The 24,705-nt window shown below is 67.9% G+C and carries 16 protein-coding genes; 8 read left to right on the plus strand and 8 right to left on the minus strand.

Translation table 11 applies throughout. From position 1 onward, the window contains the following. Nucleotides 1–23: 23 nt before the first annotated feature. Nucleotides 24–2,057 (minus strand): S9 family peptidase, encoded by a 2,034-nt coding sequence (locus tag R3E10_12215; GenBank protein MEZ4416502.1) that lies wholly within the window; start codon nt 2,055–2,057, stop codon nt 24–26. 255 nt (nt 2,058–2,312) lie between these two features. Here R3E10_12215 and R3E10_12220 point away from each other — a divergent pair, with 255 nt between their 5' ends. Genes R3E10_12220 through R3E10_12245 form a run of 6 tightly spaced genes read left to right on the plus strand, consistent with a single transcriptional unit; the run spans nt 2,313 to nt 8,582 of the window. Then, the gene (locus tag R3E10_12220; protein MEZ4416503.1) at nt 2,313–2,603 is read left to right on the plus strand and encodes a metalloregulator ArsR/SmtB family transcription factor; all 291 of its coding nucleotides are present in this window, start codon (nt 2,313–2,315) and stop codon (nt 2,601–2,603) included. Between the two features lie 43 nt (nt 2,604–2,646). After that, nucleotides 2,647–3,957 carry a TolC family protein gene (locus tag R3E10_12225; protein ID MEZ4416504.1) on the plus strand — a complete coding sequence of 437 codons (1,311 nt, stop codon included), beginning with the start codon at nt 2,647–2,649 and terminating at the stop codon, nt 3,955–3,957. Next, the gene (locus R3E10_12230; protein MEZ4416505.1) at nt 3,954–4,952 is read left to right on the plus strand and encodes an efflux RND transporter periplasmic adaptor subunit; all 999 of its coding nucleotides are present in this window, start codon (nt 3,954–3,956) and stop codon (nt 4,950–4,952) included. Before R3E10_12225 ends, R3E10_12230 begins: the two co-directional genes overlap by 4 nt. Beyond that, nucleotides 4,949–8,110: an efflux RND transporter permease subunit gene (locus tag R3E10_12235; protein ID MEZ4416506.1), complete on the plus strand. Its 3,162-nt coding sequence runs from the start codon at nt 4,949–4,951 to the stop codon at nt 8,108–8,110. The genes R3E10_12230 and R3E10_12235 overlap by 4 nt, the downstream gene beginning before the upstream one ends. Further along, on the plus strand, nt 8,107–8,397 hold the full coding sequence (locus R3E10_12240; protein ID MEZ4416507.1) for a hypothetical protein: 291 nt from the start codon (nt 8,107–8,109) through the stop codon (nt 8,395–8,397). Before R3E10_12235 ends, R3E10_12240 begins: the two co-directional genes overlap by 4 nt. A 2-nt stretch (nt 8,398–8,399) precedes the next feature. After that, nucleotides 8,400–8,582 carry a DUF2892 domain-containing protein gene (locus tag R3E10_12245; protein ID MEZ4416508.1) on the plus strand — a complete coding sequence of 61 codons (183 nt, stop codon included), beginning with the start codon at nt 8,400–8,402 and terminating at the stop codon, nt 8,580–8,582. Between the two features lie 89 nt (nt 8,583–8,671). Here R3E10_12245 and R3E10_12250 read toward each other — a convergent pair whose 3' ends face one another. Genes R3E10_12250 through R3E10_12265 form a run of 4 tightly spaced genes read right to left on the minus strand, consistent with a single transcriptional unit; the run spans nt 8,672 to nt 13,938 of the window. Then, the gene (locus R3E10_12250) at nt 8,672–9,514 is read right to left on the minus strand and encodes a neutral zinc metallopeptidase (GenBank protein MEZ4416509.1); all 843 of its coding nucleotides are present in this window, start codon (nt 9,512–9,514) and stop codon (nt 8,672–8,674) included. 13 nt (nt 9,515–9,527) lie between these two features. Further along, a complete protein-coding gene (locus tag R3E10_12255; GenBank protein MEZ4416510.1) occupies nt 9,528–10,808 on the minus strand; it encodes an aminoacetone oxidase family FAD-binding enzyme in 1,281 nt (426 codons plus the stop codon). A gap of 38 nt (nt 10,809–10,846) precedes the next feature. Further along, nucleotides 10,847–13,570 (minus strand): ABC transporter permease, encoded by a 2,724-nt coding sequence (locus R3E10_12260; protein ID MEZ4416511.1) that lies wholly within the window; start codon nt 13,568–13,570, stop codon nt 10,847–10,849. A 26-nt stretch (nt 13,571–13,596) separates the two neighbouring features. Further along, complete coding sequence (locus R3E10_12265; GenBank protein MEZ4416512.1) at nt 13,597–13,938, minus strand: PadR family transcriptional regulator; 342 nt, start codon at nt 13,936–13,938, stop codon at nt 13,597–13,599. 146 nt (nt 13,939–14,084) lie between these two features. Between R3E10_12265 and xth the strand changes: the two genes are divergently transcribed. After that, complete coding sequence (gene xth / locus R3E10_12270; GenBank protein ID MEZ4416513.1) at nt 14,085–14,873, plus strand: exodeoxyribonuclease III; 789 nt, start codon at nt 14,085–14,087, stop codon at nt 14,871–14,873. Nucleotides 14,874–15,121: 248 nt separating this feature from the next. Further along, entirely contained in the window at nt 15,122–19,012 is a 3,891-nt protein-coding gene (locus tag R3E10_12275) for an Ig-like domain-containing protein (GenBank protein MEZ4416514.1), read from the plus strand. Nucleotides 19,013–19,154: 142 nt separating this feature from the next. On the opposite strand, the gene R3E10_12280 is transcribed toward R3E10_12275, so the two are convergent. From R3E10_12280 to R3E10_12290, 3 genes are all read right to left on the minus strand, one after another. Continuing rightward, nucleotides 19,155–20,102: a hypothetical protein gene (locus R3E10_12280; protein MEZ4416515.1), complete on the minus strand. Its 948-nt coding sequence runs from the start codon at nt 20,100–20,102 to the stop codon at nt 19,155–19,157. Further along, a complete protein-coding gene (locus tag R3E10_12285; protein ID MEZ4416516.1) occupies nt 20,099–22,096 on the minus strand; it encodes a S9 family peptidase in 1,998 nt (665 codons plus the stop codon). The genes R3E10_12280 and R3E10_12285 overlap by 4 nt, the downstream gene beginning before the upstream one ends. 105 nt (nt 22,097–22,201) lie before the next feature. Further along, the gene (locus tag R3E10_12290) at nt 22,202–24,622 is read right to left on the minus strand and encodes an ABC transporter permease (GenBank protein MEZ4416517.1); all 2,421 of its coding nucleotides are present in this window, start codon (nt 24,620–24,622) and stop codon (nt 22,202–22,204) included. Nucleotides 24,623–24,705 lie beyond the last annotated feature (83 nt).

Below are 24,705 nucleotides of genomic sequence, written 5' to 3' on the forward strand. Positions count from 1 at the left end.
GGTCAACGGGGCGCCGTCGCGCCTCACGACACCGGCTTCTTCGCCTCCACGGTAGGCCGCACCCAGGGCGTCCAGTCTTCACCCAGGACGTGCTTCTGCATCCAGCGGACCTCTTCCACGTCCCGGATGCGCTGGTGCCGCGGTTCCCGGAAGCCGTGGGGTTCGCGGGGGAACCGCACGTAGCGGACCGGAGCTTTGCCGATGTCGCGCAGGGCAACGAAGAGCATCATGCTCTGCTGTTCGGTATCAGTGGTGTCTTCCTCGCCATGCAGCAGCAGCGTCGGCGTGGTGACGTTCGTGACATGCGTGATCGCCGACTGGCGGCGCCAGCCCTCGGGGTTGTCCCAGGGTGTCCCCCCGATGTGCCACAAGCGCATGTCGTGGTTGAAGCCCGGTCCGTACTCCGCGCTCCAGTCGTAGACCCCCGCGCCGATGGAGGCCGCCTTGAAGCGGCCGGTCTGTGTGATGGTCCATCCGCCCAGGATGCCGCCGTAGCTCCAGCCCCGCAGCGCCAGTCGCTCGGGATCGGCCACGCCGCGCTCGATCATTGCGTCGACGCCGGTCTGGAGATCTTGATAGTCCCCCATCCCGATGCCGTCCTCCTCCTGGACGGTGTTCCCTTCGCGCAGGGCATCCGTGTAGCCGCTCGATCCCCGTACGTTGGGGGAGAGCGACGCGTAGCCCAGGCCGGCGTAGATGTGGTAGCGCGCCGACCACCTGTTGGCGAAGACGCCTGCCGGACCTCCGTGGATGTTCAACATGAGGGGCACGGCCTCCCCCGAAGGCCGGCCCGCTGGCAGGTGCAGCAGCCCCTCGATCTCGGTGCCGTCCGTCGACCGCCAGCGCACCACGTCCATGTCGGCGAGCAGAAGGCCCTTCACCTGCGGGTTGGCGTCCGTGATCCGGGTGAGCTCACCCCCCGCGACCTGGCCTACCCAGAGATCGGGAGGCGTGCGGTAGTCGGAGAAGGTGTAGAGCACACGGGCGCGATCCCGCGAGAAGGACTCTGCCCACAGGGTGCCCTCTCGGTTCGTGAGCCGCTCCAGGCCACCGGAGCGCAGATCGAGGCGGAAGAGGTTGGTGGCCGTACCCTGTTGTCCGCTGAACAGGAGATAGCGGCCGTCCGGCGTGAAGACGGCACCACTCGGCGTCCCCTCGAAGCCGGCGGATACCAGTCGGTGGCTGCCGTCATCGACGTCCAGTAGCCACAGCTTCGTGTTGCGGTTCTTCCACTCGCGGTCGTCGGCTGCGGTGAAGAGCAAGGAGCGGCCGTCCGGCGCCCAGGCGAGCCCCCCCTCCGGCGCTTCGTTGTTCGTCAAGCGGCGTATCTCGCCGGTCGCCACCTCGAGGACGTGGATCTCGCGGAGGTAGTCGTCGTTTTCGCGGTTGGAGCGCGAGGCGACGAAGGCGAGGCGGTCGCCCTGGGGTGATACGTCGAAGCTGTTGATAAGCAGTGAATCGGTGGTGAGGCGGCGTTCCGTCTGATTCTCGAGCTCGAACGCCCAAAGACCCTGCCAGCTGGACAGTGTCTTTCCGTTGGGACCCTCGTCCACGAACACTGCGTCGGCGCCGTTCTTGATCTCCTTCTCGACGCTGTCCGGACGCGCGTCCTCGGCGGTGAAGAAGAGGTGGCGGCCGTCCTGGCTCCATTGAAAGGAGCGGACCGAGGTCGCGTGCTTGGTGAGTTGGATCGCCTCTCCGCCCGCCGTCCTCATGCTGAAGACCTGCTGTTTGCCTTCCACGGCGCGCTTGAACGAGAAGAACCGACCATCGGGGGAGAACTGGAAGTCGCTGCCTCCGCCCTCCCCGAGATAGCGAAAGCTCTCGCCGCCACCGGCGGGAGCCAGGTGGTAGGTCTTCTCGTACTTGTTCTCGGCCCAGTCCAGGCGCTGCTCGGAGTAGAACACCCAGGCACCGTCGGGCGAGAGCAGCGCGTCACCCACCTGGACCATGTCCAGCTCGTCGTCGACCGTCATGGGTCGGACCTGCGCCGAGAGCAGCGTGGGGGTCAGGAGCAGTGCCAGAAGGGCGAGGAGTCGGCGAGCGCTCGCGACCACGGGGCCTCCAGGAAGTCGGCGGATGGTGGACGGTCCGGGGCAGTAGGCTCCGGCCAGGCAGTGGGGTCTCACCCTGGGGAAGCGACCTCGACGGGGCCGGCGCTGTCAAGCGCCGAGGCCGCCGGCCCCGTCAAGCTCCGCCTCCGCTGGCCCGTCCCCGGAGGGGCTCGAAAGGCCTCCAGGCCCCTCGCACAGTACATGCACTTGTGCATATATAGCAATATATCTATGTTATCGGCCATGACGAAACGGGGGATGGTCCGCACCGCGGACCCGGACATCCTGCAGCGCGCCGCCGAGATCATCCGCATGCTCGGCCATCCCGAGCGCCTGAAGATCGTGGAGGTGCTGGAGCGTGGTGAGGCCACGGTCTCCGAGATCCAGGAGGCCCTGGAACTCCCACAGGCGACCGTATCCCAACACCTCGCTCGCATGAGAGGGTGCGACATCGTGGCCTCCCGGCGGCAGGGGGTGCACGTCCACTATCGCCTGACCGAGCCTAAGGTGCCGCACATCCTGAACTGCATTCGCACGTGTGACCTGTGATCTCCCACCCCATCTCACGAACCATCGGGCACAACGACATTCCATGACCGGACTACTCCTCGTGGCGGCTGCGCTCACGGTGCAAGCCGACACCACTCGACTCACGTTGGAGGGCGCGCTGGAGCGGGCCCGCTCGGCCAGCCCGAGCGTGTTGGCGGCCAAGGCGCAGAGCGCCGCCGCTGACGCACGCGTGTGGAACGCCACACGCGCGTTCCTGCCCTCGACCCGGGTCGAGCTGCAGAGCATGCGTACGACCGACCCGGTCGGCGTCTTCGGGCTGAAGCTCAGACAAGAGCGCTTCGCAGCCGAGGACCTGAGTCTGGACGCGTTGAATCGGCCGGATGCCATCGGGGGTCACTCCACCACGCTCGGCGTGGAGTTGCCGCTGATGGCCCCCGAGGGCTGGTTCGGCTTCCAGGCGGCCCGGAGTGCTGCGGACGCCCAGCGGGCCGGCACCCGCCGCACCGCCAGCGCCGTGGCGTTCGGGGTCACGCAACTGTATTGGGGAGCGCAGTGGGCGGCTCACGCCGTAGCGGCATTGGACACGGCGCTCACCGCGGCCCGTGCCCACGCGGCGCAGGCCGAGGCCATGGAGCGGCAAGGACTGACCACCGGTCTGGACGCTCGTCTCGCGCGCATTGCCAGCCGCGAGATCGAGATCCGGTTGGCGCAAGCCGAGGTGGAACGGGACGTGGCACTCAGCACCTTGGCCACCCAACTGGGGCTACCGGCCGATGCCGCGCTCGCCTTGTCCGATCCCCTCACCGCCGGGACGCCGGGCCTCTGCACCGAGGACGCGTCCTGTGATCTGGAGGGACGCGGGGATCTACAGGCCATGCGCGCCGGGGCCGATGCCGCGCGCCTGGCCGAGCGCAGCGCCTGGTGGGCCCAACTGCCTCAGGTGATGGGGTTCGCGCAGCTCGCCCACCACTCGGGGGATGCACCCTGGGCCGGTGGCTCCGGCGACTGGACCGTGGGTCTGGGGCTCCGTTGGAACGTCTTCCCCGGTCTTTCCGGCGTCGGCGCGGTGCGGGAAGCGAATGCGCAGCGGCGAGCGGTCGATGCCCAACTCGAACAAGCCCAGCTCGCTGCCGAGACCGAGGTGCGCGCCGCGGCCCAACGCCTCGCCCTGGCCGAGCGCGCGCTCGACCTGGCGACCGAGGCCGAGGCCGAGGCCCGCACGGCGCTCGATCAGGCGCGCCTGCGCTACCGCACGGGCGTGGCCCCGATCACCGAGCTACTCGACGTGCAGGCAACAGCTACCGAGACCTCCCTTTCTCTCTGGACCGCTCGACGGGATCTGCTCGTCGCGCGTGCAGCCCTGGACTTCGCGTACGGAGTACACGACCGATGAAGATGTCTGCACTGACGGTGTCGCTCACGCTCATCCTGGGCGCCTGTGGAGCGGAGGAGCCGGCGATGGCCGAGCGGTCGACCGGCGCGGCCGAGGGTGTCGCCGTCCATGCCGAGACACTGCCGACCACCGTGCGCGTGACCGGGGATGTACGTCCCACGGCGCGGGCGGAGTTGGCGACCCGGGTGATGGCGCGGGTCACCGCCATCAACACCGAGCTGGGCGCGCGGGTGACCAGTGGCCAGACGCTGATTCGCCTCGGCGTCGAAGACATCGCAGCCGCCCGCCAGCGGGCGAGCGCGGCCGCCAGGTTGGCGGAGGCAGCGCACGCCGAGGCCGTTCGCAACGCAGCGCGCATGGACACCCTGGTTCAGCAGGACGCGGTCTCGCGCGTCCAGCGTGACCAGGCCCACCTCGGACTCGCCAAGGCGGACGCGGACCTGGCCATGGCTCGCGCGGCGGTCGACGAAGTGGAGGCAGCGGCAGCCTACGCCGAGATCCGCGCGCCCTTCGCTGGCGTGGTGGTCGCGCGCAGCGTGGACGTCGGCGACCTGGCGGCCCCCGGCATGCCCCTGCTGGTTGTGGAGCGCAGCGGGCCCCGCGAGGCGGTTCTCTTCGCTCCCACGGAGGTGTCCGTGCACGTGCGTGCCGGCGACACCCTACAGGTGGAGTCCGCCGACGGCCGCCGTGGAACGGCTGCGGTCACGGCGGTTGCCGGCGGCGCGGACCCGATGACGCGCACCGTGGAGATCAAAGCCCAGTTGCCCGCGGACTGGGCCACGGGGCTCGCTCTAACGGCGTGGCTTCCGACGGGCCAACACGAAGGGATCGCGGTCCCGGAGGCCGCCATCGTTCGTCGTGGTCAGCTGACCGGCGTCGAGGTGGTCGAGGAGGGACGGGTGGTGACCCGCTGGATTCGGCTCGGTCGTGAGCTGCCGGATGGACGGGTCGAAGTACTGTCGGGCCTCGAGGCCGGGGAGAGGATCGTCCGATGAAGACGGGTCCCTCCGGAGGAATCGCGCAGCGCTTCCTCCACTCGAAGCTCACGCCCCTTCTGATCGGCGCGTCGATGGCGGCCGGCGTGGGCGGGCTGCTGACCACGCCCCGCGAAGAAGAGCCGCAGATCCGCGTCCCGATGATCGACGTGGCTGTCGGCCTGCCCGGAGCGGGACCGCGCGAAGTGGAGCGGCGCATCGTGGAGCCGCTGGAGAGGGCGCTGTGGGAGGTGCCCGGAATCGAATACCTCTACTCGGCTTCGCAGAGTGACGGGGCGCTGGTGACTGCGCGCTTCGAAGTCGGCACCGAGCCGGAGACCGCGCTCACGAGGCTCTATGGGAAGCTCCTGGCCAATGCGGCCAGCGCCCCTCCGGGAGCGACGCCTCCGTTGGTCACGCTGCACGGGATCAACGAGGTGCCGATCCTGACGCTGACCTTCTCCTCCGCCACGGACGCAACGGGCGGCTACCTGCTGCGCCAGCAGGCCGCCGAACTCGCGGCGGAGATCAAGAGAATCCCCGATGTGGCAGAGACCTGGGTGGTCGGAGGCGCCCCGCGCGAGGTCTCGGTGACACTGGACCCGGCGGCGCTCGCGGCACGGGGACTGTCCGCCGCAGTGGTGCTGCACGCCCTCGGCACGTCGAACGTGGAGCTGCCCGCCGGGTCGCTGGTCGCCGCCAACCGGGTGGTGCCCGTCCGAATCGGTCACCTTCTGCGCCGCCCCGATCAGGTGGCCGAGGTCGTCGTCGGAACCTACCAGGGCAGGGCCGTGCGCCTGGGCGACGTGGCCCAGGTGGAGGACGGCCCCGCGGAGCCGGACCAGTACGTCGCCCACTTGGACGGCGAACCGGATGCCCGCTTCGAGTCGGCCGTCACGTTGGCCATTGCCAAGCGCGAAGGTACCAACGCCGCCGACATTGCCGAGCACGTGCTCGAGCGGGTCGAGGATCTGCGGGGAGCCGTGCTGGCCGAGGATGTACGGGTCACGGAGACGCGCAACTACGGGGAGACCGCCACCGAGAAGTCCCGTGAGCTGCTCCAGCACATCCTGATCGCGACCCTGGGCGTCGCGCTACTGGTCTGGTTCGCGTTGGGGTGGCGTGAAGCCGTGGTGGTGCTGGTGGCGGTGCCGGTCACGCTGGCGCTTACGTTGCTGGTGTATCGGCTCTACGGCTACACGCTCAATCGCATCACCTTGTTTGCACTGGTCTTCGCGATCGGCATTCTGGTGGACGACGCCATCGTCGTCGTCGAGAACATCGCCCGTCATCTGGGCATGGGCCGTCGCCACGCGGACGAGGCCGCGGTCATCGCCGTGGACGAGGTGGGCAATCCCACCATCCTGGCCACGCTGACCGTGATCGCGGCCATCTTGCCGATGGCATTCGTTTCCGGTCTGATGGGGCCCTACATGCGCCCCATTCCAGTGGGCGCCTCCGTGGCGATGGTCTTCTCACTGGTGGTCGCCTTCGCCATCACGCCCTATCTCGCGGTGCGTTTGCTGAAGGGTCACGCCGCCGAGCATCCGACCGGTGGCGGCTCGGAGGAGGAGCCGCTTCCGCAGGGTCGGGTGGCCCAGAGCTACCGTAGGGCCCTGGAGGGATGGATTGCGTCGGACCGCAAGCGCTGGAGCGCCTATGGGGTGATGGTGGCGCTGCTGCTGCTCTCGATGCTGCTGGTGCCGCTCAAGCTGGTGAAGGTCAAGATGCTGCCCTTCGACAACAAGAGCGAATTCCAGCTCATCGTGGACATGCCCGAGGGCACCACGCTGGAGCGCACCAACGAGGTGGCTCAGGCGTTGGCCCTGGCGGTTGCGGACGACCCCGATGTCCGGGACGTGCAGACGTACGCGGGCATCGGTGCCCCGTTCAACTTCAACGGCCTGGTGCGGCACTACTTCTTGCGCCGCGGGCCCACGGTGGCCGATGTCCAGGTCAACCTGGTGGACAGGCACGAGCGGGACGACCAGAGCCACGCCATCGCGCTGCGACTCCGTCCACGGGTCGACTCGGTGGCCCGGGCCTACGGCGCCTCGGTCAAGCTGGCCGAGATCCCGCCGGGCCCGCCCGTGCTGGCCACCCTGACCGCCGAGGTCTACGGCCCCGACTACGAGCAGCAGATCGAGAGCGCGCGTCGCGTGAAGGAGGTCTTCGAGCGCACCGAAGGCGTGGTGGACGTGGATTGGACGGTCGAGGCCGAGCACCGCCAGGTGCGTGCGGCCATCGCCCAGGCGGAGGCGCTGCGCGCGGGGGTCACTCCGGAGGACCTGGCGCGCACCGTGGCCGCGGCCAGCGGCGGAGCCGTGGGCGGCTTGCTGCACGACGAGCACGCGGCGGAGCCGGTGCCGGTGCGCGTACGCCTGGCGCCCGCCGATCGGGCCGTGGTCGGGGATCTGGCATCGCTACCGATCGCCACGCCAACCGGCGTACGCCGGCTGGGAACGCTCGCGTCCTTCGACAGCGTGCCAGCGCCGGTCACGCTGCACCGCAAGAACCTCCGACCGGTGGTCTACGTCACCGCTGACGTGGCGGGTGCGCTGGAGAGTCCGGCGTACGCCATGCTTGCCATGCGCCACGATCTCGCGGACGGGCCCGAAGGGGTGGACGTCTACTACGCCGCCTCGCCCACCCTGACCGAGAAGCCGTTCCTGGTATGGGACGGCGAATGGAAGATCACGGTCGATGTATTCCGGGACCTGGGGATCGCGTTCGCAGCAGTGCTGGTGCTGATCTACGTGCTCGTGGTGGCCTGGTTCCAGTCCTTCACGATTCCGCTGGTCATCATGGCGCCGATCCCGCTCACGCTGATCGGGATCCTCCCCGCGCACGCCCTGAGCGGCGCCTTCTTCACGGCCACGTCCATGATCGGCATGATCGCCCTCGCGGGGATCATCGTGCGCAACTCCATCCTGCTCGTCGACTTCGTCCGCTTGGAGCTGGAGCGGGGTCGTCCCCTGGGCGAGGCCGTGGTGGCCTCTGGCCTGATCCGCTCGCGGCCCATCGTGCTCACGGCGCTGGCCGTGGTCATCGGCGGGCTCGTGATGGTCACCGACCCGATCTTCCAGGGGTTGGGCATCGCGTTGATCAGCGGGGCGCTGGTAGCCACGCTGCTCACGCTCGTCGCCATCCCACTTCTCTACTACGAGATGAACCGATGAAGATGCTACTGATCTTCGTGGACGCCGATCACGCCGAAGACGTCGGCACGCTCCTCGACGGCTCGGGTGTGGCGGGGTGGAGCGAGATCCCGACGGTGTTGGGGCGCGGCTCCACCGGACGCAAGCTGGGGACGCGTGCGTTCCCGGGATCGTCCACACTGTTCTTCGCTGCTGTCGCCGCCGCGGACGCAGAGCGGGTGATCGGCGATCTTCGTCGACTGGCGGCGGACCGGGGCCCCGAGGAGGGCATCCGAGTCTACGCTCTGGACACCCAGGAGGTCTTGTGAGGATGCAGTACTTGATTCGTCGGATCGCCGGTCTGTTCGTGCTGGGCTCATTGGCCCTGGGCTGGTGGGTGCATCCGGCGTGGTTCCTGTTCACCGCCTTCGTGGGGCTGAACCTGTTCCAGTCCAGCGTCACGCACTGGTGCCCGATGGAGAGGATCCTGGCGCGGGCCGGCGTGCACGACTGACGAGAAAGCCACGCCTACCCCCGGAAGGCTGATCTCTCCCCCGTCGGTGCGCTGGAACGGACGCGGTGATCCCGCGCCTGCGGCCCGTCTCAGCGCGAGAACGTGTCGCAGGCGTCCGGATCCCCCTGCTGGAGCCCGACGCGCAGCCATTGTAGCCGCTGTTCCGAGGAGCCGTGCGTGAACGCCTCCGGAACGACACGGCCCTGGGTCTGTTGTTGGATGCGGTCGTCTCCGATGGCGGCCGCAGCGCGCAGTCCTTCCTCGGCGTCGCCGGTCTGCAGCATTCCCCGGCGCGCTGCCGAGTTGCCCCAGACGCCCGCGAGACAATCGGCCTGCAGCTCGAGTCGCACGGAAAGCTCGTTGGCCTGACTGGGCCGCGCCTGTTGCAGGCGGGTCACCTCGGCCGAGATGCCGAGTACCTTCTGGACATGGTGGCCGATCTCGTGCGCCAGCACATAGGCTTGGGCGAAGTCGCCGGGCGCTCCGAAGCGGCGGGCCAATTCGTCGTAGAACACCAGGTCGAGATACACCTTCTCGTCCTGCGGACAGTAGAAGGGGCCCATGGCGGATTGCCCCATGCCACAGGCGGACGGGGTGGCGTCCCGAAACAGGACCAGGCTGGTTTCGCGGTAGGCGGTGCCCTGGGAAGGCAGCAGCTGCTGCCACACCCCCTGCATGTCGTCCAACAGGAACGACACGAAGTCGACCAGCTCCTCCTCGGCGGCGGTCGTCTGCAGGGGGCCTTCCGAGGTTTGCGTGCCTCCGCTGTTTGCGACCACCGGTCCCAGGATCTGCAGCACCTCCGGTCCGAAGAAGAAGCTCAGGATGAGCAGGAGCACGGTGCCGCCGATTCCGACGCCGGCACGGCTCACCCGCTGTGCGCGCCGGTCCTCCAGGTTACGGCTCCGACCTCGCTTCTCCCACTGCACCATCCGCGCTGCCTCCTCAAACGTCCCCGGGCCTGGCTTGCGGCCCCATGCAATAGGCTACCGCTCCGCGGCCAGCCGCGCGACCGGTGCTCCAGGCCCACTGGAAGTTGTGGCCTCCGATGGGGCCAAACGCATCCAGGACCTCGCCGCAGAAGAAGAGGCCCGGAGTGCGGTGGCTCTGGAGCGTATGGGGATCCACCTCGGACAAGGCCACCCCACCCCCAGTCACCTCCGCCTTCTTGTAGCCCTCGTCTCCGGTCCAGGGGAGCGGGTAGTCGCAGAGGAGCTCCAGCAAGGCCATCCGTTCGTTGCGCCGAAGCTGCGCCAGCGCTCTCTCGGCCGGCACGGCTGACTCGGCACAGAGTTGCTGGGCGAGGCGTTCGGGAAGGTGAGCGGCGAGCACCCTGGCTACGGAGCCACTGCCCGTGCGCAGGTCGGCCTCCCAATCGTCCCGGCTCCGCGGACTCCAGCGCACCAGAAGTCGACCCGCCGCCGGAGCTTCCGCGCCGATGCCCAGACGAGCGCGGGTGGCGAGGTGCGACGCGTCCAACACGGCCGGTCCGCTCCAGCCGCGGTGGGTGAACAGGAAGCCGCCGCGCGTCTGGAAGCGGGGGCGTGCGGACGGAGCGCGCACCTCCGCCACGAGGGAGACGCCGGCAAGATGGACGTGCGGCGACGGCTCGGCGGTCAGCGGCGTGAGCGCCGGATAGGTCGGATGCACGACGTGGCCAAGGCGAGCCGCCAGGTCCAGCCCGAACCCGTCACTTCCGGTGGCGGGCACGGACAGGCCGCCCGTGGCCACCACCACCGCGCCAGCTTCCAGTGGGGGGGCTCCGTCGAGATGGAGCGTCCACCCGCCCGGATCCGGTCGCACGTCGGTCACACGTGCGCCGAACCACAGCCGTGCCCCGCTGGCCCGCACCGCGCCCACCAGCGCGTCCCGGACGTCGCGAGCCTTGCCGCTGGTCGGAAACAGCTTCGCCGACTCCGCCTCGAGTGTCAGTGGGAGCCGCAGCTCCGACTCGAAGAAGCTCCGCTGCTCCGCCAGCGGCCAACCTCGCAGCAGGCGATGCAGCAACCGTGGCGGCGAGTCGGTGACGAAGGCGCCGGCACGTTCTTCGGCTGGAAGCACGTTGCAGCGGCCGCCGCCGCTGATGAGGATCTTGCGGCCTCCGTCGACGGTGCGTTCGAGAAGCACAACGGAGGCCCCTGCTCTCGCGGCGTGCCACGCCGCCATGAGGCCGGCCGCGCCTGCACCAACGACCGCGACCGGCCTGGGTGCGGGGGGCGCGGTCACAGGGCAGGGGAAGGGAGTCGCACGGGGATCACGACCGCTCAGCCTTCTGCTCGCAGTGCTTCATTCGGTTGGATGGCCAGGACCCTGCGGGTAGGCACGTAGCAGGAGACGAGACCGACCAGGAACACGGTCCCCAGCGCCAGACCCAACGCTAGCAGGAATGCCCCCAGCGTGGCGTAGCCTGCCCCCGATCCCCCCCGTAGCTGGTAGAACACCCGGGCGGCCAGTGGCATCCCGAGCAGGGCGCCGATCACGATCTGAAGGAGGGAGCGGCGTAGGATGGTCAGGACCAGTGAAGAACGCGACGCGCCCAGGGCGGTGCGGACACCGATCTCGCGGGTCCGCTCGGATACCGAGAAGGACATCATCGCGTAGATCCCCGAGATCACCAGGACCATTAGGATCGCCACCAGCAGCGCCAGCCCGGCCGCGACGGCGAGGACCACATACCAATCGCCCTGGCTCACCTGGTCGAGCGGTTGCGGTACTCCCATGATTGCGTCGGGCGCCACGTCCTCCACGAGCTCTCGCACGCGGGGAATGAGGCTCTCCGGCACGACGCTGGCGTGGATGCCGAGTTGTAGAGGATTGATCGCTCCCGCGGCAGCCGGAAGGTAGATGGCCTCACCGCTCGCCGGGTTCACCATGTTGATGCCTGCGTGTCCCACGACGCCGACGATCTGGTACCACGGCGATTCCTCGTTGCCCGCAGCCGTCAGGAAGCGGAGCCGCTGACCAATGGGGTCGCGACCGGCGAGCAGTCGTTCAACGAACGGCGTGTTCACGATCACAGCGGTGGCATCGCCATCCAGGTCGCCCAGCTCGAAGTCGCGTCCGTCGAGGACGGGCAGCTCCAGGGCCGCGAAGAAACCCACGTCGGCGCGAACGACCCGGACCCACCATCCGGGCGAGCCGTTCGAGCGGGTGACGCCATCGAGCTCGATCGGACGAGACCGCGCGTCCATGCGCGGCAAGGCATCGGCCACGGCTACACTCCGCACGCCTGGCTCGCCTTCGAGACGCTCGACCAGCGTCCGCTGGACCGCTGCGAAACGGTCGACGATCCGCTGTTGCGCCGAATTTCCCCCGCCGAGCAGCTCCGCGTCGGGCATGCGGAGCTCCACCGTGAGGTACTCCTCGGAAGGAATGCTCGCGGCCCGCGCTGCCCTGGCCGCATCTGTCATCTGGCTCGCCAACACGAACGCGAGGGACACGACCGCCACGGATACGCCGACGTCGGCAACCACCAGGGCGCCGGTGAGCCCACCGAAGCGGATCCCCGATCGACCGGCGTTGGCCCTGCGGATGTTGTCACTGACGTTGCGCCCGGTGATGCGAAACGCGGGCACGACTCCCGCCACGGTCGCGCTGAGGATCGCCAGAACCAGGGCAGTGAGCACGCTGCGGCCTGTGACGTCGAGGGACAGCCAGTAGGGAAGGGTATCGACACCCGCCCAACCGGCGAAGTCCACTCGGCCCAGAGCCCAACCGAACGTGAACACCCCGAACCCCGCGGCGAGCAGGGAAAGAACGAGGGTCTCGACGAAGAGTTGGGACACGATACGGGCGCGACCGGCCCCCAGGGCGCCCCGGATGGAGAGCTCGCGGAAGCGGGTCGCCGTCCGTGCGAGGATCAGCATCGCGACGTTGCCACAGGCCACCAGCAGAAGAAGCAGCGCCAGAATCTGAAAGAAGAGGTACTCCGGTAGGCTTCGCAGACCTCCGCGTGGGAGGCCGAGAAACGAGTAGGCGAAGGGAACCACCTCGGATTGCAGGCGGGCCCGTTCTTCGCCGCGATGGTCGCTGGGCCCACGTCCGGCGGCGCTCACCTCCGCTTGGGCCTCCTCGACGGATACACCATCGGCCAGGCGCCCCAAGACCCCAAGACCCTGGAACCGGCCCGTGGAGGCGACCGGTTCCTCTCGGAGAGGCAGCCACAGCTGCTGGCTCCAAGGAAAGAGAAAGCCCTCCGGCATGATGCCGACCACGGTGTGTGGGGTGCCACCGATCCGGACCGTCCGTCCCACGAGCGAGGGATCGGCGCCGAAGCGTGACGTCCACAGTCCATGTCCGATGACCACGACATCGGGTGCCCCGGGCAGCTCGTCGGAGGGAAGAAGCGCCCGCCCCAGCAGGGCCGCCCGGCGCAGGATCTCGAAGGTGGACGCAGTGACCTGCGCTCCGGACACGGGTGGGGCGCGGCCATCGTCCGAATCGACACGGAACGTGGAGCTTCGATACGCCCCCAGGAGCCCGAAGGACTCGAGCTCGCCGGCCCAGAACTCGTAGTCGTCGTAGAGAGGGGCCGGCACGCTGCTGGTTACGGGATCCCACAGGCGAAGCGCCCAAACGCGCCCCTCGGGATCCTCCGGTAGTGGCGCATCGAACACGCCGGACAGGTGCAGCGGGGCCAGTCCAACGGGAATGCCCACTGCCAGCGCGAAGACCGCGACCAACGTCAACCAGGGATGCTTGCGGAGCATCCGAACACCCAGCTTCACGTCGAGCATGGAGAAGCGGATCCCATCGAAGAACCGGAGACCTCGCGCCGCCCGTGCGTCTTCCCTGTGCGTCTCTACGTGGCCGAACTCCAGTCGCGCCTGCCGGGCCGCCTCGTGGTGGGGGAGGCCGTCTCGGACCAGATGCTCGGTGCGAAGCTCGATGTGGTGGCGGAACTCCTCGAGCATCTCGGCTTCGATCTGCGATCGCCGCCGCAGGCCTACCAGAAGGGAGCGTGCCCGCGCCAGCAGTCCCCGGATCATCGATGGTCGGCTTCTGGGATCCACCCTCAGATCTCCTGAGGCGTTGCGGTCAGAGCCAGGGCGATCGCGTCGGAGAGGCGGTTCCAGCTGGCCCTCTCTTCTCCGAAGCGGCGCTGGCCGGCGGCGGTCAGCCGGTAGAACTTGGCGCGGCGGTTGTTCTCCGAGGTCCCCCATTCGCTCGCGATCCAGCCGCGGTGTTCCAGACGGTAGAGGGCCGGATAGAGGGCTCCCTGCTTGATCTCGAGGGCGCCCCCCGAGATCTGCTCGATCCGGAGCAGGACCCCGTAGCCGTGGACGGTCCCCAAAGAGATGGCCTTCAGGATCAGCAGATCCAGGGTACCGGGAAGGGGGTCGGCGCGGTCGGACACAGACTCTCCTAGATAAGTTAGGAGAACATAGGCCGCTCTCCTAATCTGTCAAGGAGAAGAAGGATCGCCCTTCGGGTACCTTCCGTCGTCCGTGAGCCCGCCGGTCGGGTCCACATGTGCCGGATCGTCGCAGGAGGGACGCTGCGGTGTCGTTCAAGGTCGCTACCTGGAACATCAATTCCATCAAGGTCCGTCTGGACCGCGTCCTCAGCTGGCTGGAGCGCGAGGAGCCCGACGCGCTCTGTCTCCAGGAGACCAAGATCCCGGATGACCAGTTTCCTTCTGAGGCCGTCCAGGAGGTCGGATATCACGCCGTCGTCCACGGCCAGAAGGCCTACAACGGTGTGGCCATCCTGAGCCGTCGCGAGCCCGTCGCAGTCGAGCGCGGGCTGCCTGGTGACGACGCGGATGCCGAAGCACGGCTCATCGCCGCGAACATCGGCGGCGTGCGGGTGATCAGCGCCTACTTCCCCAACGGCCAGATGGTGGGCACCGATCGCTACCAGGATAAGCTGCGTTGGATGGACCGGCTGCGGGAGCACCTGCAGTCCTCCCACACGCTCGGCCAGCGTCTGATCCTCGCTGGTGACTTCAACGTGGCTCCCACGGATGCGGACGTGGCTCATCCCGACCGGTGGGGAGGCAGCGTGCTCTGTCACCACGAAGCCCGCCGGGCGCTGGCCCGTTTCGAGGATTGGGGGCTCGTCGATGTCGTCGCGGCGCAGCGTCCGCAAGACAACTGGTTCACGTGGTGGGACTATCAACGACTTGCCTTTCCGAAGAACGATGGCCTCAGAATCGACCACGTCTTCTGTACCCCTCCGCTCGCCCGGGTGGTGGCGGAGGTGCGCGTCGATCGGGATGCCCGCAAGAAGCTGGATTTCGAGTCCAAGCCTTCTGATCACGCACCGGTGATCGTGCGCTTCAAGTCCTGACCCCACCGGGCGCCCACCCCCTCGCAGCACAGCGTTCTCCCGGCCGTCGCCGTTCACTGTGCCCGCTCACGGGATTGCGTCGCTCGATCCGGTTTCACGGATTTAGAAAGAACAAAATCCGGCCGAGGACCTTTCCTCTCCGCCCCCGTAGTCTCCCACCTGACAGACCGGGGGCCTGGATCTCGTGACCTTGGATTCAGCCGTCATCCCCGGTGACGGTGGTTTGATTCTGGAAGTGAGGAGGTCTTATGTCGTCCGCGCTAACCTTCTCGCGTCTGGGCCGCTTTGCGACGCTTTTCGCCTTCCTCGGAATCGCGGCCTGCGGTTCCGATGAAACCGGACCCCTGCTGGAGTCCGTGTCCGAACTCAGAATCGATGTATCGACGACCACAGTGGCCGCCGGGACCTCGATCCCGATCGTCGCCAATGCGATCTATTCGTCTGGCCGCGTTGAAGAAATGGCCGCCCAATGGTCCTCGACCGACGCTCTGTGCGCTACGGTCGTCGACGGGCAACTCGTCGCGCTCCACTCCGGCACCGTCACGCTGACGGCGCAGGCCGGAAGTCGCGCCGCTACCAAGCAAATCGTCATCACCCCGTACGGTCGGGAGATTGGACCGGCTGGAGGAGAACTCCAATCCCTGGATGACCGCGCCGACATCCAGGTCCCGTCAGGCGCCTTGAACCAAACGGTATTCGTCTCGGCCGAGTGGTCGTTCCCGACGGAATACCAGTCCCAGGGTGTCGTCGCCGGATCCGCCTATACGATCCGGTTCGGTGACGCCGTCTTGCAGAACCCTGTTCGCGTGCGCCTGCGCTATGAGCCTTCGAACCTCGGTCCCGATGCCAAGCCGGTCTTCCTGCGGCTGCACCGTTGGACGGGTCAGGCCTGGGCGCCCATCCCCGGCGGCATGGCCGACACGAATGGCCACTTCGCCGAGGGGATGGTCAGTGAATCGGGCGTCTACGGCGTCATGGAGATCGTCCCGCCCGTCGACCACATCGTGGTCGAGATCAGCGAGGGCCTGCTCCATGTCGGTGACGCCACGCAGCTGACCGTCACGCTCTACAACGTCCTCGGTGAGGTGCTCGAGGGGCGCGAGATCCACTTCTCGTCCTCGGATGCCAGGATCGCCACGGTTCAGTCCGATGGCTTCGTCGAAGCCAAGGGGCCGGGCGTGGCACACCTCTCCGTCGCCTCCGAAGGTGTGTCGGTCGAGGTGTCGCTCGAGGTCGTGACTGCCGTTCTGTACGTCTCGCTCACTCCGGCGAGCCTCGAGTTGCTGCCGGGTCAAAGCATCCAACTCAGCGCCGCCGTACGCGACGGAGCCGGCAAGCTGACCGCTCCGCCACTGACCTGGTTCACGATGGACGACAAGGTGGCCAAGGTCAGCGAGTCCGGACGGGTGACCGCTCTGGCACCCGGTGAGACCCGGATCGGTGTCGTCGCCAATGGCGTCCGCGGCTGGGCGTCGGTCAGGGTCATCAAACCGGCCATCTCGGTGGCGAGCGTCGAGATCACCTCGGCGTCCCTGACCGTCGAGAAGGGTGACGTCATCCATCTGACGGCCATCCTTCGCGATCAGGCCGGTAACGTGCTGCACGACCGCCTGGTCGTGTGGAGCACGTCGCACCACGACATCGGTGAGCCTCTGAGCACCGAGGGCTACGAGGTCGACTTCAAGGCCTGGAACGTCGGAACGTTCGTGGCGACCGCCACCAGCGAAGGCGTATCCGGCTCGCTCGAGATCACGGTGATTCCAGCGACGGTGCCCACCATCGTCGTGGACCCGGCGGTCTGGACTGGCCATCCCGGAGAGGAGGTCGTCCTCGTCGCCGAGGTCCATGACGGCAACGGGAACCCGGTTCCGGGTCAGCAGTTCACGTTCACCAGCAGCGATCCCTCCGTCGCGTCTGTAGACGGCACGGGCACGGTGCGGGCCCATAAGGCCGGTTCCGCGGTGATCACGGTGACGAACGGAACGCTGAGCACCACCGTGAAGATCACCGTTGCCACGCCTGGTGGAGGCGGTGGCGAGCCGCCCGAAGAGGGATACGGAAACAACCTGTCCTGGCCTGTCGTCTTCTCCGAAGGATACGGGATCACCGGCCTTCCGGTGAGTCAGGACCCAGGCGTCCGGCCCACGCCCGCTGAGGGCATCACGGTCGGGCCGCTTCCGTTCTTCGCTCCGGGCAACGTCTCCGACTACAACCAGGGTGGCGTCCCGTTCTATCAGCAGCAGACCTCCAACACCTGGCGAGCCAGCTGGTTGGACGGCTCGACCAGCGCGCAGGCAGTGGAAGCCAAGTGGGGTGACAACCTCACACACCAGACCTGGAATGCGAACTCGGTCGTACGGATCGAGCACACCCTGACGTCGCTGACGGTGCCGGAGTTGCCGGGCTACACCATGGCCTACCTCTATGGCAGCGGGCCCGACGAGATGCAGGGCACGGACGCCAATGTCGGGTCCTTCATTCCAACCGTCTACTCGGTGATGCCACGCCTCATCATCGAGCGGCTCGATGACGTCACACACACGCCGGTCGCTGAGGTGTTCAACGGCTCCATCGCCGATGGACTCGGGCAGGATGGCCCGGGCTTCTACAGCGCCGAAGTCAACGTGGCCGGCAAGATCGTCTACGGCTACAACTTCTTCCTGCGGAACGTCAATCTTCCAGGGAACCTGGCCAAGGACGGCTGGTGGCGCATCACGTTCGTGTTGGACAGCCAGGCCAACCTGGGTACCGGGTACATGGTGACCGGCAACACGGCCATCACCAGCGTGGTGGACGAGGGCAACACCGCCCTGCTCTATCCGCCCGCCTTCGACGCCCAGGGCAACAAGACCTGGCTGGACGTCTATGTCTCGGCGTCCTCCGGTGGCGGCGGTGGTGGTGGAGGGCAGCATGGGCCTCCCGCCAAGGTGAACGTCACACCGGCGAGCGGCAGCGTGCACGTGGGCGAGAGCCTGGCGCTGACCGTGGAGGTGCTCGATCCCAATGGGATCCCGCTCACCGAACCGGTCTACTGGTCCAGCAGTGATCCCGGCATCGCCGAGGTGGACAACAGCGGCAACGTGACCGGGAAGGCCACCGGCAGCGTCGTCATCACAGCGATGAGCGGCGGCATCAAGGGAACGGCCAGCATCAGCGTCACCCAGCCCGGTGGTGGGGGGCCGGGCGGACCCGGTGGTGAGCCTCCGGAAGAGGGATATGGCAACAACCTGTCGTGGCCCGTGATCTTCGCCGAAGGCCTGGGCATCACCGGTCTGCCGGTAGGCAGCGATCCGGGTGTCCGGCCTACCGCGGCGGAGGGAATCACGGTTCCGTCCAACGCGGCCTTCTTCTGGTCCGGGAACGTCCCCGACTTCGAGGTCGGAGGCGTGCAGTACTATCAACAGAAGAGCGCCAATACCTGGCGCGCGCAGTGGGCGGACGGCTCCGCAGCGGGCCTGCAATCCGCGGAGGTGGATTGGGGTGACAATCTGACCCACCATACGTGGAACACGCACTCGATCATCCGGATCGAGCATACGCTGGTCGCGTGGCAGTCCGCTGCGGCAGCTGGCTTCAACATGGCGTATCTGTCCGGCACCGGTCCCTCCGAGCTGCAGGGAACCGACGGATCGATGGGGAGCTTCGTGCCGACCATCTACTCGGTGGCGCCCCGGCTCAAGATCGAGAAGCTGGACAACACCACGCTGCAACCACTCTTCACGGCGTACGAAGGGACCATCGCGGACGGCTTGGGGCAGGACGGCCCCGGCTACTACAACGCGGAAGTCAATGTGGCCGGCAAGATCATCTATGGCTACAACTTCTTCCTTCGCGACGTGACGCTGCCCCCCAACGAGCATCGCTACGGATGGTGGCGGATCACCTTCAGCATCGATGACTTCGCCATGGTCGGCGGTGCCTCGGTGGCCCACAACGTCTCGCTGGACGCCTGCGGCGAGGCCCAGGATCCCACGCTGATCTACGTGCCGGTCCTGGATCCGAATGGCCGCTTCACCTACCTGGACATCTGGGTCGACCAGGCCGGGGGCGGAGGCGGCGGCGGTAGTGGTGGAGGAGGTGGCGGCGGTGGCGGTGGCGGAAGTGGCGGTGGCAGCTGCGGTGGGGGTGGTCAGCACTGACCACGCTCAACCTGGATCCCCCCAATGATCCAGGCCGCAGGTGACACTCGAGCGGGGAGGGCCGGCACGGCCTCCCCGCTCTTTCGCAGTTCGCTGAAGAGGGCGCTCCCAACGCGGGGTGCCCGCCTGGTCCAGCGACCTGCTAGCGTTCCCGGGCCGGCTCCAGGACGATCGCGATATGCGTGCCCTGCGGATGAACTGCGATGCGCGTGATGTTGCTGCCCAGCTCGGAGAGGTCCGCAATCTGGCGCCATGTGCCGTCGACGTCGGTCGAACGGGCGTAGAGGACGCTTCCGCGGCCCATGATCAGTGTGCCATCCGGCGTCCAGGCGTGGTCTTCGGATCCTTCGAGGGCGGGGACCAGATCCCGCGTGCTTCCCTCGTCCACGTCGAGAACCCGGATCCAGGCCACGGAGTCGGGAACCGCCGTGAAGCTGATGGCGCGACGGCCGGGCAGGCGCTGGAGCGAGCGCCCGATCCGCTCCGCCATGACCCGGGTGGTGCCGGTGGTAGGATCGGCGAGCTGAAGCGTAGCCGGGTTGCCGAGCACGAACAGCGCGACATGCGACACGTCCACCCACGCGTGGTAGCCGACGGGCTTCAGATCAGGAAGGAGCACGTCCTCTCCCCCTTCCGACAGTAGCCAAAGGCGCTGCGTCGAGTCCGGCTCCACGCGGACCACGACCACGCCGCTGCCGTCCGGATGCACCAGCGCGGAGTACTCGCTCGTGCCCGGAGACGGGTGCAGGGCACTGCGGGTTCCGGTCGCCAGATCGTAGCGGATGATGTCGGTGCGGCCGTCGCTGGTCCCCTGTGTGTAGAGCAGCGTCCCCCCGTCCGGGGTGAAGGCGGGTTGATTGTCGTAGCCTGGGCGCTCGGTGACGTTGAGCGCATTCTCCAGCCGGAGGTCGGTGCCGTGTCCCACGAGGTCAGCGAGGACGATGTCCGGGCCGGGTGCGGCGAGCGCGGCGGTGCTCGGCAAGGAGTCCTCCGCCGATCCGGGGGTCGCCTCGCTCGGTCCGCAAGCCACCGGAAGCACGAGGACCAGAAGCAGCGTGATGCGTGGCAGAGCCGTGTGAACCTCCATCATGGGAGCGATCCTCCGGCAGGGCGGGGCGAAGTGCGCAGCCAGCGCTCCATCCACTGGAGCTCCTCGGTCCACTGGCGCTCGATATGCTTGGGCTCGCTGAATCCGTGTGTCTCCCGCGGGACCCGCAGGTAGCGCACGGGTGCCCGGTCCAGGCTGCGCAGCGCGGCGTAGAGCATCATGCTTTGCGGCTCGGATGTGGTGTGGTCGTTCATTCCGTGGATCAGCAGGACAGGTGTGGTGATTCGGTCCGCGTGCGTGATCGTCGAACGCTCGTCCCAGGCGTCTCCCTGGCTCCAGGGCGATCCCCCGATGTACCAGCGTGTGACGTCCCAGTTGTATCCCATCCCGAACTCCGCTGGCCAGTCGTAGACACCGGCGCCGAGGGAGGCCGCCCGGAAGCGCCCGGTGCGGGTCAGCGCGTACCCCCCAAGGATCGCTCCGTAACTCCAGCCCCGCACGCCGATCCGCTCCGGGTCCGCGACCCCCCGTTGGATGAGCGCATCGAGCCCGGTCATGAGATCGTCGTAGTCTGCGCGGCCGATTCCTTCACCGGCGGCGAAGGTGATGGCCTCGCGGAACGCGTCGCCGTACCCGTCGCTGCCTCGGACGTTGGGGGAGAACACTGCATAGCCCATCCCCGTGTACACGTGGGGTTGTGGCCACCAGGTGTTGTCCCAGAACCCCGGTGGTCCACCGTGGAGTTGCAACAGCAGCGGGTGAGCGCCGGTGGCGCCATCGCGGGGAAGGTGGAGGAGGCCCTCGATCTCGAGGCCGTCTCGACTCCGCCAACGGACAGTCTCCACGGAGGCCAGCTCCAGCGAATCGGTGACCCAGGGATTGAGGTCCGTGATACGGACGGGTCTGTGGAGAGATGCGGCGGACGTGTAGACGTCGGGTGGATGGGTGGCGTCTGCAAAGGAGTAGACCATCCATGACCGATCGGCGGACATATCGGTGACGTCGAGGTCTCCCTCCACGTTGGTCAGGCGCCGGATCGCACCCGCGGCGACATCGAGTGCGTAGGCATTGCTGGCGGTCCGCTCCAGTCCGCTGAAGTAGAGCTGGGAGCCGTCGGGCGACCACCAATAGCGGGAGATCCGCCCGGAAAAGCCCCCCGAGAGCAGCCGCGTCCGTCCCGAGGTGAGGTCCATCTCCCAGATCTTGTCCGCCTTGTGCGTCCAGCTCGTCGTATCATCCGCCATCCAGGAGATGCGCCGACCGTCGGGCGCCCACTGGAGCCGGTCCTCGACCGCTCCGTTGCGGGTGAGCTGAGTGAGCGCTCCCGTGTCGACGACCAGCTGCCAGATCTCGTTCTGGTCGATGTCGTTGCGATTGGAGGACGCTCGCGCCACCAGAAGCACCCGGTCCCCCCGGGGCGAGACCTCGAACTCGAAGACGTGCATTTCCAGGTGGGTCAGCTGACGGACAGTCCCCTCACGCGGATCGAGCAGGAACAGGTTCTTCCAGACGCCACGGTTCTCGGTGTTGGGTCCTTCATCGACGAACCAAGCGTCGTCGCCCTCGTCCACGGAGGGCGGGGGCGCGTCCGGTGCCAGGAAGACGATTGCCGACCCGTCCCCAGCCCACTCATGGTCTTCGATGGCGGTGGCGTGCCGGGTCAGCTGCCGCGCCTCGCCGCCGTCCAGCGGCATCAAGAAGATCTGGCTGGTCCCTCCCACGTCGCGTTGGAAGGAGAGGGTGCGGCCATCGGGTGAGAACCTGACGTGCGACGGCGCGGGGTCCTGCAGGAAGAGGCGGGGCGGTCCCCCGGCAGCGGGCGCCGCCCACCAGCGCGTCTGCCAACGCCGGCCTTGCTCGGCGAGCTCTCGCGTGGGATACAGGACCCAGGAGCCGTCCGGAGAGATCTGGGGCTCACCCGCCTGTACCACCCGGAGGGCGTCCTCGACCCGTAGCGGGCGCCGGGTGGCCTGGGCGCAGAGATCGGACGAGAGCAACGCGAGAATCGGGGCGGTCGTGATCAGCGCGCGAAGCACGCGAACACCTCCGGGTTCGAGGGCGGCCCCGCAGTATCCGTCCTCGGACCCGACGACGCCAGGCGGCGGACGCGTCTCCAGCGGACGCGGCCCCGCCGCACGCCTCTACTCGTACCGGAACGCCACCATGGGATCGACGCGGCTGGCACGCCGGGCAGGGACCAGGGAGGCCAGCACGCCGGTCGTGGTCAGGATCAGAAGGATGGCCGCGAAGATCGCCGGATCCGTCGGACTGACCTCGAAGAGCAGGATGCGCAGCATGCGCGCCAGCAGAAAGGCGAGGACCAGGCCGGCGCCCGCACCCAATGCGATTTGCCCGAGGCCTTGTCGCAGGATGAGCGTCACGACATCGCGTGGTGTGGCTCCCAGTGCCATGCGGATCCCTACCTCCTGGGTGCGGCGGCTGACCGCAAAGGCCATCACGCCATAGAGCCCGATGGTGGCGAGAAACAGCGCTGCTCCCCCGAACACCATGAAGAGGGTTCCGAAGATGTCGTAGAACCACGAGTTGCGGCGAATGGCCTCGTCCATCGTGTAGGCGAAGTACATGGGTACGTCGCGATCGACGGCCGCCACCGCGTCCCGGACCGGGTTGATCAAGGTCGAGGGATCTTGGTGAGTGCGCACGGCCAGGCTGATGAAGCGCGTGTCCGACTGGGCCGTCGAGACGTAGATCCCGGCGCGATTGGGCTGGTCGTTCCCGATGCCGCCCATGTAGGCGTTCTCGGCCACCCCGACGATGGTCAGCCACGGCTCCTCGGAGTCCGAAGCGCCCATCCGCATCCGCTTGCCCAGGGCACCGTCCGGGAAGAACTCCCGCTCGAACGCGCGGTTCACCACGGCCACCGGCAGCTCGTCCGGCCCGTCGCGCCGCTCGATGCCGCGTCCCTGCAGGATCTCGATGCGGAAGGTCTCGAAGAAGTCCGGGCCGACGGCCGCCCGTGCCGCGACCGGGTAGTCCTGGTCGCGGTCGTAGGCCTGGCCCTCGGGGGCGAAGCGCCAGCAACAGGCACCCTGGCCGGGAAGCGTGGTGGTGAGCGTGGCCGCCTCGACCTGCGGAAGCTCCGTGAGTCGAGTCCGTAGGGACTCGAAGAACTGACGACGCGAGTCCGGGTCCGGGTATTCGGCCTCGAACAGTCCGACGCGTCCCGTCAGGATGCCCTCGCGTTGAAAACCGAAGTCCGTCGTTCGCAGCTTCGTGACGCTCTTCACCATGAGCCCGGCTGCACACAGAAGGGCCACGGAGAGCGCGATCTCCAGCACGACCAACCCCCGTGTGAGTCGCCCCATGCGCAGTCCCGACGACCCACGGGACTCGTCCTTGAGGACCGCGTTGATGTCAGCGCCCGACACCTTCACCGCGGGCATGACCCCGGCCGCGACCGCGGCGAAGAGTGTGAGCAGCGCGACGAACGCCAGCACGGGTGGGAGCAGGCCGAACTCCATCCAGAAGGGTGGCTCCGCGACCACGATGGCGCGGTTGAAGAAGCGGATGCCCGCCCAGGCGATCACCATCCCGAGAGCGCTTCCCGCCGACGACAGGGCCAGTGACTCGACGAGGTGTTGGCGCACGACGCGCAGGCGGGAGGCGCCCATCGCCGAGCGCACCGCGACCTCCTTACCCCGAACGGAGGCACGGGCCAGGAGGAGGTTCGCCACGTTGGCGCAGGCGATCACCAACACCAGGAACACCGCGCCCAGCATCGTGAGGAGCAAGCCCTTGGCTTCGTCGCCCACGTACTCGTCCGTGAAGGGCTTGATCAAGACCCCCACCCCTTCGTTCGTCTCGGGATGGTCCTGTGCCAAGCGCCGGGCGATGGCGGTGAGGTCCAGCAGGGCCTGGTCGCTGGTCACGCCGTCGCGCAGACGACCCATGACCTCCAAGGTCGTCCCCTGGCCCCGGGGGATCTGGAGCGGATCCATGCGGAGGGGCAGCCAGACCTGCTGCTCGAGAGGGAACAGAAAGCCCTCCGGCATCACGCCGATGACGGTCATGGTCTCTCCGTTCACCCGCAGCGACCTGCCCACCACCTGTGGATCGGCGGCATAGCGGTCGCGCCAGACCTGGTGGCCGAGCAGAACGACCCCGGGGGACTCCGGACGCTCGTCGGAGGCAGCCAGAAGCCGCCCGAGCTGGGGCTGAACGCCCAGGAGCGCGAAGGTGCTGGCCGTTGTGAACGCGCCGTCGAAGCGCTCGGCGCGCTCGTCGCCCGAGATGTTGACGGTGCCCATGTAGAAGGCCGCCAGATCCTCGAAGGAGCGCTGCGACTCACGCCAGTCCGTGAAGTCGTGGATCGTCACCTCCATGCTCTCGATGCCCGCCTCGAGATTGGCGCGCTCGAGGTGCAGGATCTCGTGCCCGTCCTCGAACGGTAGCCCGCGGTACAAGGCGCCGTTGACGATCGAGAACATGACGGTGGTGAGCCCGATGCCGAGCCCGAGCGTGAACACGGACAACGCGGTCAGGCCCGGCTGCTTCCTCAGCGTGCGGGCGGCGAAGCGCAGATCGCGCAGGAAGCTCTGCATGGCTCGCGGTCGAAAGAGGATCGCAGCACCTCGATCCGAGCCCTACGGGAGCCGCCGAGTGCGGGTTTCGCCGCAGGAGCGGC

It is taken from the genome of Gemmatimonadota bacterium (assembly GCA_041390105.1).
Taxonomy (GTDB): Bacteria; Gemmatimonadota; Gemmatimonadetes; order Longimicrobiales; family Gaopeijiaceae; genus JAGQIF01.

Coding starts and splice junctions, on each gene's coding strand:
- R3E10_12230 (MEZ4416505.1), top strand. CDS start 3,954: ATGAAGATGTCTGCACTGACGGTGTCGCTCACGCTCATCCTGGGCGCC.
- R3E10_12245 (MEZ4416508.1), top strand. CDS start 8,400: ATGCAGTACTTGATTCGTCGGATCGCCGGTCTGTTCGTGCTGGGCTCA.
- R3E10_12280 (MEZ4416515.1), bottom strand. CDS start 20,102: ATGATGGAGGTTCACACGGCTCTGCCACGCATCACGCTGCTTCTGGTC.
- R3E10_12250 (MEZ4416509.1), bottom strand. CDS start 9,514: ATGGTGCAGTGGGAGAAGCGAGGTCGGAGCCGTAACCTGGAGGACCGG.
- R3E10_12240 (MEZ4416507.1), top strand. CDS start 8,107: ATGAAGATGCTACTGATCTTCGTGGACGCCGATCACGCCGAAGACGTC.
- R3E10_12275 (MEZ4416514.1), top strand. CDS start 15,122: ATGTCGTCCGCGCTAACCTTCTCGCGTCTGGGCCGCTTTGCGACGCTT.
- R3E10_12290 (MEZ4416517.1), bottom strand. CDS start 24,622: ATGCAGAGCTTCCTGCGCGATCTGCGCTTCGCCGCCCGCACGCTGAGG.
- R3E10_12235 (MEZ4416506.1), top strand. CDS start 4,949: ATGAAGACGGGTCCCTCCGGAGGAATCGCGCAGCGCTTCCTCCACTCG.
- R3E10_12225 (MEZ4416504.1), top strand. CDS start 2,647: ATGACCGGACTACTCCTCGTGGCGGCTGCGCTCACGGTGCAAGCCGAC.
- R3E10_12220 (MEZ4416503.1), top strand. CDS start 2,313: ATGGTCCGCACCGCGGACCCGGACATCCTGCAGCGCGCCGCCGAGATC.
- R3E10_12260 (MEZ4416511.1), bottom strand. CDS start 13,570: ATGATCCGGGGACTGCTGGCGCGGGCACGCTCCCTTCTGGTAGGCCTG.